A 15,385-nucleotide genomic window follows, 5' to 3' on the forward strand; every position below is an offset into this window, starting at 1 on the left:
GCCTGGCTGCATCGCCTGGCGCCGCATCCGGTGGCCTGGCCGGCGGCGGTGATCGAGGGGCTGGAGCGGCGCTGGAACCGTCCGGCGTTCAGCGACGGCCGGCGTCGCCTGCTGGGTGTCGCGGTGGTCGTGGTCCTGGTCGGTTCGGCAGGGCTGCTGGGCGCGATCCTGCATGGACTGCTGGGCGGGAGCTGGCCGGGTCTGGCGGTCATCGCCCTGATCGCGACGGTCGGCCTGGCCCAGCGCAGCCTGCACCAGCACGTCGCCGCCGTCCCGGCGCCGCTGCGGGCCGGCGACCTCCCGACCGCCCGCGCGGCGGTCGGCATGATCGTCGGTCGCGACACCGCCGACCTCGACGCCGAGCAGATCGCCGCCGCCGCCCTGGAGAGCCTGGCCGAGAGCTTCAACGACGGCGTGGTCGCGCCCGCCTTCTGGTTGCTGGTCGGCGGCTTGCCGGGCCTCTTCGCCTACAAGTGCGTCAACACCGCCGACAGCCTGATCGGCCACAGGGAGCCGCGCTGGCGGATGTTCGGCTGGGCCGCCGCGCGCACCGACGACCTGATGAACCTGATCCCCGCCCGCCTCGCCGGCGCCCTGATCGTCCTGGCCGGAGGACGCGGCTGGCGGATCATGCGCCGCGACGCAGGCCTGCATGCTTCGCCCAACGCCGGCTGGCCCGAAGCCGCCATGGCCGGAGCCTTGGGGGTCCAACTGGGCGGCGAGGCGCGCTATGACGGCGTCGCGACCGCGCGGCCGGTCTTCGGCGATGGTTCGCCGCCGGTGACCTCGGACCTCGAACGCGGTCTCACCCTCTATCGCCGAGCCTGCATATTGCTGTGGCTGATTCCCCTGATGATCGGCCTCGTCGTCGGGCTCGCCCGATGATCCCTTCTTCGTCTATCCAGGACCTCGTCATGACCGCCCTGCCGAACATCACGCCCGTCAGCGCCGCGCTCGAGCCGCTTCTGCGCGCCCGCCTCGACGGCAAGGCCAAGCCGCCCGGCTCGCTGGGCGTGATCGAGGACCTGGCGGTGCGGATCGGCCTGATCCAGAACCGCCTCGACCCGCGCATCGCCCGGACCGACCTCTATGTCTTCGCCGGCGACCACGGCCTGACCAGCGAAGGCGTCTCGGCCTATCCGTCCAGCGTCACCGCCGCCATGGTCGGCCTGTACCTCTCGGGCCGGTCCAGCGTCAGCGCCTTCGCCAAGGCCACCGGCGTCCAGGTGCACGTGGTCGACGCCGGGGTCGACGCCGACCTGCCGGCCCATCCCGACCTGATCGCCGCCAAGATCCGCCGCGGAACCCGCAACGCCGCCCGCGAGCCGGCCCTGACCCAGGACGAGGTCCTGCGGGCCATCGCCAAGGGCGTCGAGATCGCCATGTCGGCCGCCGCCGACGGGGCCGACGTCATCGCCCTGGGCGAAATGGGCATCGGCAACAGCTCGTCGGCCGCGCTGATCATGCACCGCCTGGCGCCCGCGCCGCTGGACGATTGCGTGGGCCAGGGCACCGGTCACGGAGCCGACGGCATGGCCCGCAAGCGCGCCGGCGTCGCCCGCGCCGCCCAGCGCTCCGACGCCACCGCGCCCCTGGCCGTACTGTGCGAATTCGGCGGCTGCGAGATCGCCATGATGGCCGGCGCCGTGCTGGGCGCGGCGTCGATGCGGCGGGTGGTGCTGATCGACGGCTTCATCAGCACGGCGGCGGCCCTGGCGGCCGTGCGCCTGGCGCCGGACGCCCTCGACTACTGCGTCTTCGCCCACGGTTCGGCCGAGCGCGGCCATCCGCTGATGCTCCAGGCTCTGGGCGTCCGCCCCCTGCTGGACCTCGACCTGCGGCTGGGCGAAGGCACCGGCGCGGCCCTGGCCGCTCCGCTGCTGGTCGCCGCCGCCAATCTGCTGACCGACGTGGCCGACCTGGCCGAGGTCCTGGCCGGGCCCGGTTGATGCCGCGCCAGCTCAAGCTGCTTCTTTGCGCCGTGCAGTTCCTGACCCGTCTGCCGGTCCCGTCCTTCGCCGATTTCGAACCGGCCTGGATCACCCGCGCCGCGCGTTATTTTCCGCTGGTCGGGACCTTGGTCGGCGGCGTCTGCGCCTTAGCGCTGCTGGCGGCGGGCCAGCTGTGGAGCGGCCCGCTGCCGGCCTTGCTGGCCGTCGCCGCGGGCGTGCTGATCACCGGCGGCTTTCACGAGGATGGCCTGGCCGACACGGCCGATGGCCTCGGCGGCGGCCAGACCGTGCAGCGTCGCCTGGAGATCATGAAGGACAGCCGGATCGGGACCTATGGCGTCCTGGCGCTGGGCCTGGTCCTGGCGATCAAGGTCGCCGCCTTGGCCCAACTGCCCCTGGCGACGGCCGCCCTCGCCCTGGTCGCCGCGCACGGCGCCGGGCGGAGCGCCGCGGTCGCGGTGATGATGTGGGGACCGCATGTCAGCGACCCGACCAGCGCCAAATACAAGCCGACGCCGGACGGCGTGCGGCCGCGCGAACTGCTGGTCGCCGCCGTGCTGGGCCTGTGGCCCCTGGCCTTGCTCGGCTGGCCGGGCCTGATCGGCGCCCTGGTCGGCGCCGTGCTGGCCATCCTGCTGGCCGCGGCGGCCCGGCGGTTGATCGGCGGCTATACCGGTGACGTCCTGGGCGGGATCGAACAGGTCTGCGAGCTCGGCGTGCTGCTGGGCGTGGCGGCCATGCTGGCGGCCCGATGACCCTGCTGGTCTGTCCGCTCAGCCAGGTGAAAGCGGCGCGCGCCCTGCACCGGCCTTCGCACCTGATCAGCCTGCTGTCCCCGGCCTCGCCGGTCGAGACCTGGCCGGCCTCCGGACCCGGAGAGGCCTGCCTGCGCCTGGCCTTTCACGACATCGCCGAGCCTCGGCCTGGACTGACCGCGCCCGACGCCGCCCTGGTCGACAGGCTGCTGACCTTCGCCGAGGCCTGGGACGGCGCCCGGCCGATGCTGATCCACTGCTGGGCCGGGGTCAGCCGCTCGACGGCGGCGGCCTTCATCATCGCCTGCCAGCGCGCGCCGGGACGCGCCGAGCAGGAGATCGCCCAGGCCCTGCGCGCCGCCGCGCCCTATGCGACGCCCAACCCGCTGCTGGTCAGCCTGGCCGACACAGCGCTGGGCCGCGATGGCCGGATGTCGACGGCGATCGCCGACATCGGCCGGGGCGCGGATGCGTTCGAGGGCGCGCTGTTCGCGCTGTCGCCGCGCTAGAATTCGGCGGCAAGGCCCCCTCCGGCCCTCCGGGCCACCTCCCCCAGAGGGGGAGGATCTAGGCCGCGCTCGCCCAGATGCTCCCCCTCTGGGGGAGCTGTCGCGGAGCGACTGAGGGGGTCTTCGCCAGCGGCCTATCGCCCATACCGCGCCGCCACCGGCGCATAGCTGTCCCACACCTGGCCGTCGCTGACCGAGCGCAGCAGCTTGACGTACTCGGCGTGCGACCAGGCCAGCGGCGTGGCGGAGTCCGTGCCCTCGCCACGCGCGTAGCCGTGCGGGTTGGGGCCGATGCCGTCCCAGACCTGTTCGGGGATCAGCAGGCCGTCGTTGGCGAACAGTTCCATGGCCTTGACGTAGCGCTCGCGGATCGCCTTGACCGCCGCCGGGTCGGGCTTGCCCTTCACCCCGGCCAGGGCCAGTTCGTAATGGCCGCGCTCGCCGGTGAAGATCGGCCACACGCGGCCGCGCTGGCCGGGGGTCATCTTGCCACCGACGCCATAGTTGGCGCCGGTCTGGGCGTCTTCGCCATAGCCGTCGACGTCATAGCGCCGCCAGCCCGGGAACTCGCCCTCGACGCCCGGGAACTTGAAGTCGTAGCGCACGCGGTAGAGGTCGGGCCGGATGGTGTCGTCCATCTCGGGCAGGCTGGCGACGATGCGCGGATCGTCGGCCCGGCGCACGCCGTAGCGCACCAGCTCCAGGAAGCCGCCATCGACCACCTGGTCCTCCGGCGGCGCGATCTGGCCGTTGGCGGCGTCGATCAGGCCGTGGTCGTTGGGGTCCTCGTTCTTGTTGAGGCGCACGAAGTACTGGCCGTCGCCGAACGCCCCCTTGGTGGTGAACATCCGCGCCTCGACCTTGGCCGAATAGGCGTCGGCGGTCTGGCGATAGCGGGCCGCGCCGGCCGCGTCGCCGGCCAGCTGCGCGATGTCGCCGGCCACGACCAGGCCGGCGATGGTCGCCGCCGTGGTCGACGGCGAATAGCCGCCCTGCTCTTCCCAGCGTTCCTGCTGGGTGTAGGGCGGCCTGATGGTCTCATGGTTCCAGCCCACCCCGACCTTGCCGCCGTCGACCAGGAAGTCGGCCGCCGGCTTGATCATCCTGCCGTAATAGGCCTTCAGGTCGGCCTCGGGCAGCCAGCCCAGCTTCCACAGCTTCCAGCCCAGCATGATCGGCATGGCGGTCTGGTCGAGCTGCACCCCGACCCATTCGGTGGTGCCGTCCACCCAGGTCTTCTGCAGGAACCAGCCGCCGACCCCGGTGTTGCCCGGCGTGGTCGCCTTGACCTGGACCTGCGGCAGGTAGTGGAAGGCGGCCAGCGGGGTGTCCTTGTCGCCCAGGGCCGCCAGGGCCATGGCGCACTGGTAGAAGTCGCGCGGCCAGACGGCCTTGTAGCCAGTCGAGGGCTTGGAGGCGTCGACCGTGTCGCCCCACGGGTTGGACAGCGAAGCGATCAGGGCGCCGGCATAGGTGCGGTCCTCCTGCACCTTCAGCATCAGGGCGCTGGCCTGGACCAGCTTGCCGCCGTCCTCCGACGCTTCGCGCAGGCGGGGCAGCTGCGTCAGCGAGGCCAGATAGTCTTCCCAGCCGACGCGGTCGCCCTCGCCGTTGTAGCGGGCCAGGACCTCGTCATAGCCGGTCTTCAGCGTGGCCGAGGCGACCTGGTCGGCGGCGGTCGCGTCGCCGCCGAAGCCGATGGCCAGGTCGTAGGTCGTCTCGCCGGAGGCCTGCTCGGGCAATTGGGCGGTCAGGACGATGGCGCCGCGCTTGTCGCCGGTGGAGGCCCCGCCGGCCAGCTTGCCGCCCTTCAGCGGGACCAGGGCGTCGTTGTCGACCAGGTCGGACACCGTTGCCGCGACGAACGGCCGGGCGCCCTTCAGGCTGAGGAACGCCTTGCCCTCGTTGGCGGTCAGGGCCGCCGCAGAGGCGCCGCCCGCGTCGCCGCCGCCGGTGTTGGCCATGTGCGGCTCCAGCACCAGGAACGGCGTGATCGGGCCCTTCAGGGCGCGGACGGTGACCCGCACGAACAGGGCGTTGCGATCGGGATCGGTGAAGATCCGCTTCTCGATCTCGAAGCGCCCCAGCTTGTCGGTGGTGGTGACCTTGTAGGCGGGCGACAGCGGACGGCCGGCGGCGTCGACGTGCAGGTATTGGGTCCTGGTGGTGGTGTCGGTCCCCTCGACGGCCAGGCCGGTCGCGGTCTTCACCGCCACGCGCATCTGCTTGATCTGGGCCTCGTGGATCAGGCCGTACATGGTCTCGGTCAGCATGCCGTCGGCGATCGAGAACCACACCTTGGACACCGCGCCCGTCGGGCCGCCATCCTTGTAGGCGCCGTCGACATAGGCCTCGTAGGACGCGCCGACCCCGGTCTTGGCGGCATAGGCCCAGGTGGTCGGGCTCTCGGCGTGGGCGGCGGCTCCCAGGGCGGTCGCGGCCACGGAGGCCAGGGCGAGAATCTTCAGGCAACGCATGGAATTACCTCGTGAAAGGATCGATGTCCTGGCGGACGGATGTCAGGTCTTGGATAGCGCCTTGGGCTCGCCCGGGTCGTCGACGGCGAACACGCAGAGGGCGGCGGCGAACATCGCGGCCGCGCCCACCACCAGGGCCCAGATCGACGCCCCGCCGAAGAAGGTCTTGACCAACAGGCCCAGGATCGTCGCGGCCAGCAGCTGCGGGATGACGATGAAGAAATTGAAGATGCCCATATAGACGCCCATCTTCCGGGCCGGCAGCGCGCCGGACAGGATCGAGTACGGGGCCGACAGGATCGAGGACCAGGCGAAGCCGACGCCGACCATCGGGATCCACAGCAGGACGGGGTCGCGGATGAACGGGAAGCTCAGCAGGCCAAGGCCGCCCAGGCTCAGGCAGATGACGTGGCTCAACCGGCGGCTGGTGGCGCGGGCGATCAGCGGGATCAGCAGGGCGGCGATCGCCGCGACGCCGTTATAGGCGGCGAACAGCACCCCCACCCAGTCGGCGCCGTCGTTATAGGCCCGGGAGGCGGTGTCGGTGGTGTGGTAGTGGTGGGCGGTGACCGCCGAGGTGGTGTAGATCCACATGGCGAACAGGCCAAACCACGAGAAGAACTGCACCACCGCCAGCTGCTTCATGGTGGCGGGCATGCGGAACAGGTCCTCGATGATCTCCGCGAAGCCCCCAGAGAAGCCGCGCCGCGTCGCCCCGTTCCGCTTCAACGCCGCGGCCGCCAGCTGGGCCAGGCCGAAGCCGCCGACCAGGGCGGCCAGAACGTAGAGCTCCTTCTCCAGCTTCAGCGCCGCGATGCCGGCGACCAGGACCAGGCCGATCGCCGTCCACAGCGCGCCGCCCAGGACGTAGGCCCTGGCGGTGCGGCCCGCGCCGGCGTCCGCCGCCGGTTCCGGCTCGCCCTTGCGCGCCCGGTCGGCCGCCTCGAAGGCCGCGAGCTGGTCGGGGCTGTATTCGCGGGTCGTGAACACGGTCCACAGCACCGAAAGCAGCAGGCCCGCGCCGCCGACGTAGAAGGCCATGCGCACCGAAGGCGGCACGCCGCCGGCGGGCGCGACGTTGCTGACCGAGAACCAGTGGGTCAGCATCCACGGCAGGGCCGAGGCCAGGACCGCGCCCAGCCCGATGAAGAAGCTCTGCATGGCGTAGCCGGTGGTGCGCTGCTCGTCAGGCAGGTTGTCGCCGACGAAGGCGCGGAACGGCTCCATGGTGATGTTGATCGAGGCGTCCATGATCCACAGCGCCGAGGCGGCGATCCACAGCGCCGGGGCGTTGGGCATGACCACCAGCGCGGCCGTGGTCGCCAGCGCGCCCCAGAGGAAATAGGGCCGCCGACGGCCGAGCCGCCCCCAGGTGCGGTCGCTGAGATAGCCGATGATCGGCTGGACCAGCAGGCCGGTGGCCGGCGCCGCGATCCACAGGATCGCCAGGTCGTCGACATTGGCGCCGAGGGTCTGGAAGATGCGGCTGGTGTTGGCGTTCTGCAGGCCAAAGCCGATCTGGATCCCGAAGAACCCGAAGCACATGTTCCAGATCTGGAAGAAGTTCAGCCGGGTCCTGGTCATCGCTCCCCCTGGTCGACGCCTCGTTGAACCGAAGCGGTTGCGCAAATTTTTTCAGCGCCTTGTCACGACGCATTTGCGCATGAGGGACGGTGGTTCGCAACGAAGTTTTTCCGTCACAGCAAGGAAATACCGGTCCATTTGGCCCACCTCGCGGACTCCCTAGGTTCCGAAAGATCAAGCCTCATAGGGTTTTGCGCTTCCAGAATTGCCAGTTATTTGCAGTAATTTTCAAGACCTTCACATTCGACCAACGAACGCCAGGGCCCGGTTGACGGCCGCGCGCGCCATTCGACCAACGCCTCCGCCCCGGATGCGAACGCGGTGACTTCCGCAGGCCCCTTCCGAACGGCCAAGCCTGGCACTTGCCAATCACCGCGCGCGATGCGTTAAGAAGCCTCTGAAAAGGTTTGCGACAAAGTTTGCATTCGAGGCGGGGGCAAGGTGAGCAAGGGCGCGACGCGGCTTGAGGATCTGGCCAAACTGGCCGGCGTGTCGATCTCCACGGCGTCGCGGGCGCTCAACGACAGCCCGGCCGTCAACACCCGCACCAAGCAGCTGATCTGGAAGCTGGCGCGGGAGATGGACTATCCGTTCCGCCGCTACATGCCGGCCGGCCCCATCGGCGCCGAGGGCACCATCGCCATCGTCGTGCCGCGCCCGCAGGGCCGCGAGGGACGCCTGTCCGACCCGTTCTTCCTGGAACTGCTGGCCGGCGTCGGCGAGGCGGCGCGCGAGCGCGGCTGCGACCTGGTCATCAGCCACGTGGCCCCCACCAGCTTCGAGGACCTGTCGGTGGCCATGACCACCAGCCGGGCCGACGGGGTGATCTTCCTGGGCCAGAGCTGGCTGCACACCGCCTTCAACCGCCTGGCCGAAACCGAGGGCCGCTTCGTGGTCTGGGGCGCGCAGCTTCCGGACCAGGACTACTGTTCGGTGGGCTCGGACAACCCATTGGGGGCCAAGCGCGCGACGCTGCACCTGGCCCGCCTGGGCCGCAAGCGCATCGTCTTCCTGGGCGACACCGAGGCTCCCGAGGCCATGCAGCGCCACCGCGGCTATCTCGACGCCGTCGAGCAGTTCGGCCTCGGCGTCGATCCCGAACTGATCGTGCCGGCCCATTTCGAGGTGGAGTCCGCCGAGGCCAGCGTCGACTCGCTGATCCAGCGCGGCGTGAAGTTCGACGGCGTGGTCGCCGCCTCCGACCTGATCGCCCTGGGCGCCATCCGCGCCCTGCAGCACGCGGGCCTGTCGGCGCCGCGCGACGTCTCGGTGATCGGCTATGACGACGTGCCGTTCGCGCGCTATTCCAGCCCAGCGCTCAGCACCATCTCGCAGGACACCGCCAAGGCGGGCCGACTGATGGTGTCCAAGCTGCTGGACGCCAGCGGCCAGGGGGCCAGCCGCTCGGAACGGGTGCCGACGGACCTGATCATTCGGGAGTCGTGCGGGGGGTAGGATCGGGGGAGTGGTCGGACGTCGACCACAACCCAGGTCGACTTTCCTAGAACTCCCCCCACCGATCGCTTCGCGATCGCCTCCCCCACTGGGGGAGGCCCTAGCCTTTCACGGCCACCAGCCCCGCCATCGGCGGCAGCGCGCCCTCCCCCGCCAGGTTGACGCTCTCGACGATCCGCCAGCCCGCCGGCAGGGCCCAGGCCGCAGCCTCGAAACCCAGGTTGAAGGCGCACAGCACCTGCTCCGCCCCCTCCCCGCGCTTGAAGACCAGCAACGGCTCGGGCGCCTCGACCAGGGTCATGTCGCCGGTGCGCAGGCCGGGCAAGGCGCGGCGCAGGGCGATGACCCGACGGGCCAGGTTCAGGGTGGAGTCGGGGTCGCGCTCCTGGCGATCGACCGACAGGTCGATGTGCGACGGATCGATCGGCAGCCAGGGCTCGACCTTGGAGAATCCGGTGTGGGCGGCGACGGCCACCCACGGCATCGGCGTGCGGGCCCCGTCGCGACCGAGCGTCTCGGGCCAGTTGGCGATGGCCTCGGGGTCCCGCAGCCGGTCATAGGGCACCTCGGCCTGGGGCAGGCCCAGTTCCTCGCCCTGATAGATGAAGACATTGCCGCGCAGGGCGACCAGCAGCAGCAAGGCCATGTCGGCGAAGGCCCTGGGGTCGCGCCCCTGGGTCCAGCGCGACACGGCGCGGGGCGCGTCGTGGTTGGAGAAGGTCCACGACGGCCAGCCCTGCCCTTCCGCGCCCGGCCACATGGCCGCGCCCTGGCGGAACAGATCCGGGCTCAGCGTGTCGGCGTAGAGATAGAGGAAGCCATAGGCGCTGTGCAGGCGGTCCGGGCCCTGGGTGTAGAGCTTCATCTCGCTCTCGGCCTGCTCGCCCCCGACCTCAGCCACCATGAAGCGGCCACCGTAGGACTCCCCCAGTTGGCGCAGCCGAGTCAGGAAAGCCGGAATGTCGGCGTGCGACTGGTTGTGGAGGTGGTGCTGGAAGTCGAACGGCCGGTTGCGCTTGCCGCCGCCGTCCAGGATCGGCGGATTGTCGGTCAGATTCTGGTCGTGCATCGCGAAATTGATCGCGTCGAAGCGGAAACCGTCGACCCCGCGCTCCAGCCAGAACCGCGAGGTGGCGATCAGCGCGTCCTGGACGTCGCGGTTGTGGACGTTGAGGTCGGGCTGGGCCGACAGGAAGTTGTGCAGGTAGTACTGCCGGCGCCGGGCGTCCCAGGTCCAGGACGGGCCGCCGAACACCGACTGCCAGTTGCTGGGCGGCGAGCCATCCGGCTTGGCGTCGGCCCAGACGTACCAGTCGGCGTGCGGATTGGTGCGATCCTCGCGGCTGGCCTTGAACCAGGGGTGCTCGTCGGAGGTATGCGAGAACACCTGGTCGATGATCACCTTCAGGCCCAGGGCGTGGGCCTTGTCGATCAGGCGATCGAAGTCGGCCAGCGTGCCGAATATGGGATCCACGTCCTCGTAGTTCGAAACGTCGTAGCCGAAATCCTTCATCGGTGAGGTGAAGAAGGGCGACAGCCAGATGGCGTCCACGCCCAGCGACGCGACGTGCTCGAGATGGGCCGTGACGCCCGGCAGGTCGCCCACGCCGTCGCCGTTGGAGTCGGCGAAGCTGCGCGGATAGATCTGGTAGATCACCGCCCCACGCCACCAGTCTCGGTCGAAAGCCGGGTCGATGGCCGGCTTGAAAAGAGTCTCGACCGTCACTGGCCACCCTCCGATACGCAAATGATGTAGTCGAGCGGGCCGATCTCGACCCGATAGCTGCCCGGCGCCGTGGCGGTCGCCGCGCAGGATCCGTGAACCGCGCGCCAGGCCCGCGAGGTCGCGTCGACCTCGACCTGGGCGGCGATCGGCGTCTGGCCGGTGTTGAACACCACCAGGGTCTCGCCCCCGGAACCGGCCGTTCTGGAGATCGCCAACAGGCCCGGCTTGTCGTCGGAAGCCCGGACGACCTGTCGGCCGCCGCGCAGGGCCGGGTCGGCGGCGCGCAGCCGGGCCATGGCCGAGATCGCCTGGTACAGCGCCCCGTCCGTCCTGAAGTGGTCGCCCGCCGCCGACGCCCCGCCGATCAGAATGTCGCCGTCGCCGATCGCCTGGCCGGGGAACATGTCCTGACGGGAGTCCCGGTCCCCGCCCTTGCCGGTGAAACCCTGCTCGTCGCCGTAGTAGATCACCGGCGCGCCGCGCGTGAACATCAGCAGGGCGTGGGCCAGGGTCACGCGCTTGGACAACTCGTCGCTCGAAGCCTCGGGATGGGCGGCGCGCACGAAGTGGCCGATGCGGCCCATGTCGTGATTGCCCAGGAAGGTCGGCAGTTGCAACGCCGCCGCCTCGCCGCCCTGATAGAGCGCGTCCTGGCTGAACAGCTTCGCCAGCCGGTCGGTGCCGACCTTGCCGTTGACCACGTCGGTCGCCGTGGCCTGGAAGGCGAAGTCGAGCACAGCCGGATAGCCGTCCACCCGGGTGAACTTGGCCAGCATGCCCGGTTCGGTCTCGTTGACCTCGCCGAAGACGTGGAAATTGGGGATGCCCCGCGCCTTGGCCCGGGCCAGCATGGCCGGCACGAAGGCCTGCCAGAACTCCGGGTTCACGTGGCGAGCCGTGTCGATCCGATAGCCGTCGATCCCGAAGTCGTCGATCCACTGGCCATAGATGTCGATGAAGCCCCGCACCACGCGCGGGTTTTCGGTGGCCAGGTCGTCCAGGCCGGCGAAATCGCCATAGGTCGAGCTCTCGCCGGCGAAACGGCTGTTGCCGCGGTTGTGGTAGTAGATCGGGTCGTTCAGCCAGGCCGGAGCCTTGACCGTTTCCTCCCCCTTGGGGACGTAGGGTTCGTAGGCAAAGTCGGGCCGCGTCAGGCGCTCGAAGTTCCCGGCCGTCTGCCGGCCCGCCTGGTCGCCCAGGAAGCCGTCGTTGATCGCCGCGCCCCGTGGTCCGCCCTTGCGGACATAGGGATAGTCGGCCTTCGAGCGATAGTCGCAGCCGGCGGCCGGGCAATTGCGATACTGGATCACGTCGGCGGTGTGGTTGGCGACGATGTCCAGATAGACCTTCATCCCGCGCGCATGGGCGGCGTCGACGAAGGTCTTCAACTGGGCCCGCGTGCCGAAGTGCGGATCCACGTCGGTGAAGTCGGTGATCCAGTAGCCGTGATAGCCGGCCGACTCCTGGCCGGACGGCCCCTGCACCGGCTTGTTGCGGAAGATCGGCCCCAGCCAGATCGTGGTCGCGCCCAGGCCCTGGATGTAGTCAAGCCTGGCGGTCAGCCCCTGCAGGTCTCCCCCATGGTAGAACCCCTTGTCGGCCGGGTCGTAGCCGGTCTTCAGCCGATCGCCGGTCAGGCCGCCGCGATCGTTGCGCGGATCGCCGTTGGCGAAGCGGTCGGGCAGGACGAAATAGATCACTTCATCCTGCGGAGCGCGGGCGCGATAGGCGTCGGCGGCGCTCGCCGAAGGCGTCCTGGCCTGCGCCGCGCCGGCGGTGAGCGCCAGGACGAGGATCGCCGCCGCCCCCATCCATCGCTGCCGTCGCGCCTCGCGGATTCGCATGCCCTTGGCCTCCACCCTGGTCGAACACCGATCGATTGCACGTCGGTTCACTTGTTTGCATAGATTTGCAAAATCGACCCCAAACTGTCAATCGCGGTCATCACCCCTAGAACGCCCTGAATTCGACCGATCACACCCCGACGCCGCGACCAGGCAGGCGCACCCAAAAAACCGCGCATGACATTTTGTCCATTTTTGCAGTTGCATTGGTTGCAGCAATTTGCAGTAATTTGCGGAACGAAACCTGGATCATCGCGGCGCAACCGCGAGAGCCTTAGGGAGGGAGGATCTCATGACGTCGAGTTTCACGCCGCGCCGTGCGCGACTGATGGGCGGTGCGGCCACGGGGCTGGTGCTGCTGCTTTCGACCGCCGGCGCGGTCCACGCGCAGGACGCCGCTCAGGCGCCCAGTTCCGACACCGTCGAGGAAATCACCGTCACCGGCATCCGCGCCGGCATCGAGGGCGCGATCTCCCTGAAGAAGTCCTCCAGCTCGATCGTCGAGGCGATCTCGGCCGAAGACATCGGCAAGCTGCCGGACGTCTCGATCGCCGAATCCATCGCCCGCCTGCCCGGGCTGACCGCCCAGCGCCTCGACGGCCGCGGCCAGGTGATCAGCATCCGCGGCCTGGCGCCCGACTTCACCACCGCCCTGCTGAACGGCCGCGAACAGGTCTCGACCGGCGACAACCGCGGCGTCGAGTTCGACCAGTATCCATCGGAACTGCTCAGCGGCGTCGTGGTCTACAAGACCCCGGACGCCGGCCTGATCGGCCAGGGCCTGGCCGGCACGGTCGACATGCGCACCGTGCGCCCGCTGACCTACGGCAAGCGGGCCTTCGCGGTCGGCGCGCGCTACGAATGGAACGACATCGGCGCCCTGAACGCCGGCACCACCGACCACGGCAACCGCGTCAGCATCTCCTATATCGACCAGTTCATGGACGGTAAGCTGGGCCTGGCCATCGGCTACGCCCACATGGAATCGCCCTACCAGGCCGAGCGCTGGAACGCCTGGGGCTATCCGACCACCGGCGCGGGCGCCTTGGTCCTGGGCGGGGCCAAACCCTATGTGATGTCGAGCGAACTGAAGCGCGACGGCGTCATGGGCGTGCTGGAATTCAAGCCCACCGACAACTTCTCCTCGACCCTCGACGTCTTCTACTCGGAGTTCAAGAACCGCCAGATCCTGCGCGGCATCGAACTGCCCCTGGCCTGGGGCGGCGGCGATGGAACGCGCCCCGCGCCGGTTCTGTCGAACACCCAGACCGCGAACGGCTTCGTCACGGCGGGCACGTTCTCCAACGTCAAGGGCGTGGTCCGCAACGACGGCAACGACCGCAAGGCCAAGATCACCTCGCTGGGCTGGAACAACGAGCTGAAGGTCGGCGACGAATGGGTCCTGGACAGCGACCTCAGCTATTCGAAGGTCGAGCGGACCGACCAGATTCTCGAAACCTATTCCGGCACGGGCCGCGGCCCCGCCGGCGCCCTCGACACCCTGGGCTTCACCGTGGACGGCCACGGCGTGGCCCAGTTCAAGTCGCAGCTGAACTACGCCGACCCCAACTTGATCAAGCTGACCAGCCCGCAGGGCTGGGGCGGCGACGTGGTGCCCGGCGGCCAGGACGGCTACCTCAACAAACCGACCATCGAGGACGAGCTGAAGGCCGCCCGCTTCAGCGCCAAGCGCAACCTGGACGACGGCCTCGGCAGCATCGAGTTCGGGGTGAACTACAGCGAGCGCAGCAAGGAACTGGTCAATGACGAGTGGTTCCTGAGCGCCAAGGGCGCGCCGGGTCCGGTGTCGATCCCGGCCTCGGCCATCCTCGGCTCCACCTCGCTCGACTTCATCGGCATCCCGGGCATGGTCAGCTACGACCCGTTCGCCCTGGTGGCCAGCGGCGCCTACAACCTGACCCGCAATCCGCACGCCGACGTGCTGATCAAGAGCTGGCAGGTGGAGGAGAAGGTCCTCGTCGGCTATCTGAAGGCCAATCTCGACACCCAGGTCGGCGACGTGCCGGTGACCGGCAACTTCGGCTTCCAGCTGGTCAACACAGACCAGAGCTCGTCGGCGGTCGGCGCCTCGACCAGCGGCGCGACCACCGTCCAGCGCCCGCTGTCCGGCGGCAAGGAATATATCGACTTCCTGCCCAGCGCGAACGTGCAGTTCCACCTGAGCAACGACCAGACGCTACGCTTCGCTGTCGCCCGCACCCTGGCGCGGCCGCGCATGGACCAGATGCGCGCCAGTTCGAACTATTCGTACAACGAGAGCCTGCGTAACCAGACCACGCTGGACTCCTCGCCGTGGGGCGGCAGCGCCGGCAATCCGGAACTCGAGCCCTGGCGGGCCGACACCTTCGACGTCTCCTACGAGAAGTACTTCGGCCGTCAGGCCTATGTCTCGCTGGCGGCCTTCTACAAGGACCTCAAGACCTACGTTTATGACGAGCGGGTCCTGGTCGACTTCACCGGCTATCCGACCGGCAGCACGCTGGGCGAACCGGTTCTGCGGCAGGGCTACCTGACCGTTCCGCAGAACGGCCAGGGCGGCTCGATCAAGGGCGCGGAGTTCACCGCCTCGATCCCCGGCTCCCTGGTCCACCCGATCCTGGACGGCTTCGGCGCCACCTTCAGCGCCTCCTATACCGACAGCAAGATCCAGCCCAACGCCAGCGATCCGGCCCAGCCGATCCCCGGTCTGTCGAAATATGTCGGCAACCTGACCGTCTATTACGAGAAGAACGGCTTCTCGTTCCGGGTCAGCGACCGCTACCGCTCGAAGTTCCTGGGCGAGGTCTCGGCGTTCGGCAACGGTCGCCAGTACCGGATGGTCAAGGACGAGACCATCATCGACAGCCAGATCGGCTACACCTTCAACAGTGGTCCGCTGGAAGGCCTGTCGGCGCTGTTCCAGGTCAACAACCTGAACAACGAGCCGTTCGTCACCTACCAGAACTACGACGAGCGGCAGGTCATCGACTACCAGACCTACGGCCGGACCTATCTTGTGGGCCTGAACTACAAGTTCTGATCGAACCATCCCCCCAACTGAAAGCCCCTGCCCGGCCTGCTCC

General features: G+C 69.2%; 10 protein-coding genes. 6 read left to right on the plus strand and 4 right to left on the minus strand.

Features of this window, described 5'->3' with window-relative positions; all coding sequences use genetic code 11:
- From cbiB to PMI01_RS16040, 4 genes are all read left to right on the plus strand, one after another.
- The coding region (cbiB, locus tag PMI01_RS16025; RefSeq protein WP_007671017.1) for an adenosylcobinamide-phosphate synthase CbiB at nucleotides 1-885 on the plus strand (885 nt) is incomplete at its 5' end.
- A 29-nt stretch (nucleotides 886-914) separates the two neighbouring features.
- Nucleotides 915-1,949, plus strand: a complete 1,035-nt coding sequence (gene cobT / locus PMI01_RS16030) for a nicotinate-nucleotide--dimethylbenzimidazole phosphoribosyltransferase (protein WP_007671019.1) — start codon at nucleotides 915-917, stop codon at nucleotides 1,947-1,949.
- Nucleotides 1,949-2,707: an adenosylcobinamide-GDP ribazoletransferase gene (cobS, locus tag PMI01_RS16035; protein ID WP_007671022.1), complete on the plus strand. Its 759-nt coding sequence runs from the start codon at nucleotides 1,949-1,951 to the stop codon at nucleotides 2,705-2,707. The genes cobT and cobS overlap by 1 nt, the downstream gene beginning before the upstream one ends.
- Nucleotides 2,704-3,216 (plus strand): tyrosine phosphatase family protein, encoded by a 513-nt coding sequence (locus PMI01_RS16040; protein ID WP_007671025.1) that lies wholly within the window; start codon nucleotides 2,704-2,706, stop codon nucleotides 3,214-3,216. Before cobS ends, PMI01_RS16040 begins: the two co-directional genes overlap by 4 nt.
- A 134-nt stretch (nucleotides 3,217-3,350) precedes the next feature.
- On the opposite strand, the gene PMI01_RS16045 is transcribed toward PMI01_RS16040, so the two are convergent.
- Nucleotides 3,351-5,693 (minus strand): glucan 1,4-alpha-glucosidase, encoded by a 2,343-nt coding sequence (locus tag PMI01_RS16045; RefSeq protein WP_007671028.1) that lies wholly within the window; start codon nucleotides 5,691-5,693, stop codon nucleotides 3,351-3,353.
- A 42-nt stretch (nucleotides 5,694-5,735) separates the two neighbouring features.
- A complete protein-coding gene (locus PMI01_RS16050) occupies nucleotides 5,736-7,277 on the minus strand; it encodes an MFS transporter (protein WP_007671031.1) in 1,542 nt (513 codons plus the stop codon).
- A 423-nt stretch (nucleotides 7,278-7,700) separates the two neighbouring features.
- On the opposite strand from PMI01_RS16050, the gene PMI01_RS16055 reads away from it, so the two are divergent.
- Entirely contained in the window at nucleotides 7,701-8,732 is a 1,032-nt protein-coding gene (locus PMI01_RS16055) for a LacI family DNA-binding transcriptional regulator (RefSeq protein ID WP_085954878.1), read from the plus strand.
- Nucleotides 8,733-8,832: 100 nt separating this feature from the next.
- Here PMI01_RS16055 and PMI01_RS16060 read toward each other — a convergent pair whose 3' ends face one another.
- On the minus strand, nucleotides 8,833-10,458 hold the full coding sequence (locus PMI01_RS16060) for an alpha-glucosidase (RefSeq protein ID WP_007671042.1): 1,626 nt from the start codon (nucleotides 10,456-10,458) through the stop codon (nucleotides 8,833-8,835).
- Nucleotides 10,455-12,302, minus strand: coding sequence for an alpha-amylase family glycosyl hydrolase (locus PMI01_RS16065; protein WP_007671045.1), 1,848 nt, complete (start codon nucleotides 12,300-12,302; stop codon nucleotides 10,455-10,457). Before PMI01_RS16065 ends, PMI01_RS16060 begins: the two co-directional genes overlap by 4 nt.
- A 292-nt stretch (nucleotides 12,303-12,594) precedes the next feature.
- Between PMI01_RS16065 and PMI01_RS16070 the strand changes: the two genes are divergently transcribed.
- On the plus strand, nucleotides 12,595-15,342 hold the full coding sequence (locus PMI01_RS16070) for a TonB-dependent receptor (RefSeq protein WP_007671048.1): 2,748 nt from the start codon (nucleotides 12,595-12,597) through the stop codon (nucleotides 15,340-15,342).
- Nucleotides 15,343-15,385 lie beyond the last annotated feature (43 nt).

Source organism: Caulobacter sp. AP07 (assembly GCF_000281955.1).
Lineage (GTDB): Bacteria > Pseudomonadota > Alphaproteobacteria > Caulobacterales > Caulobacteraceae > Caulobacter.

Coding starts and splice junctions, on each gene's coding strand:
- cobT (WP_007671019.1), top strand. CDS start 915: ATGACCGCCCTGCCGAACATCACGCCCGTCAGCGCCGCGCTCGAGCCG.
- cobS (WP_007671022.1), top strand. CDS start 1,949: ATGCCGCGCCAGCTCAAGCTGCTTCTTTGCGCCGTGCAGTTCCTGACC.
- PMI01_RS16040 (WP_007671025.1), top strand. CDS start 2,704: ATGACCCTGCTGGTCTGTCCGCTCAGCCAGGTGAAAGCGGCGCGCGCC.
- PMI01_RS16045 (WP_007671028.1), bottom strand. CDS start 5,693: ATGCGTTGCCTGAAGATTCTCGCCCTGGCCTCCGTGGCCGCGACCGCC.
- PMI01_RS16050 (WP_007671031.1), bottom strand. CDS start 7,277: ATGACCAGGACCCGGCTGAACTTCTTCCAGATCTGGAACATGTGCTTC.
- PMI01_RS16065 (WP_007671045.1), bottom strand. CDS start 12,302: ATGCGAATCCGCGAGGCGCGACGGCAGCGATGGATGGGGGCGGCGGCG.
- PMI01_RS16070 (WP_007671048.1), top strand. CDS start 12,595: ATGACGTCGAGTTTCACGCCGCGCCGTGCGCGACTGATGGGCGGTGCG.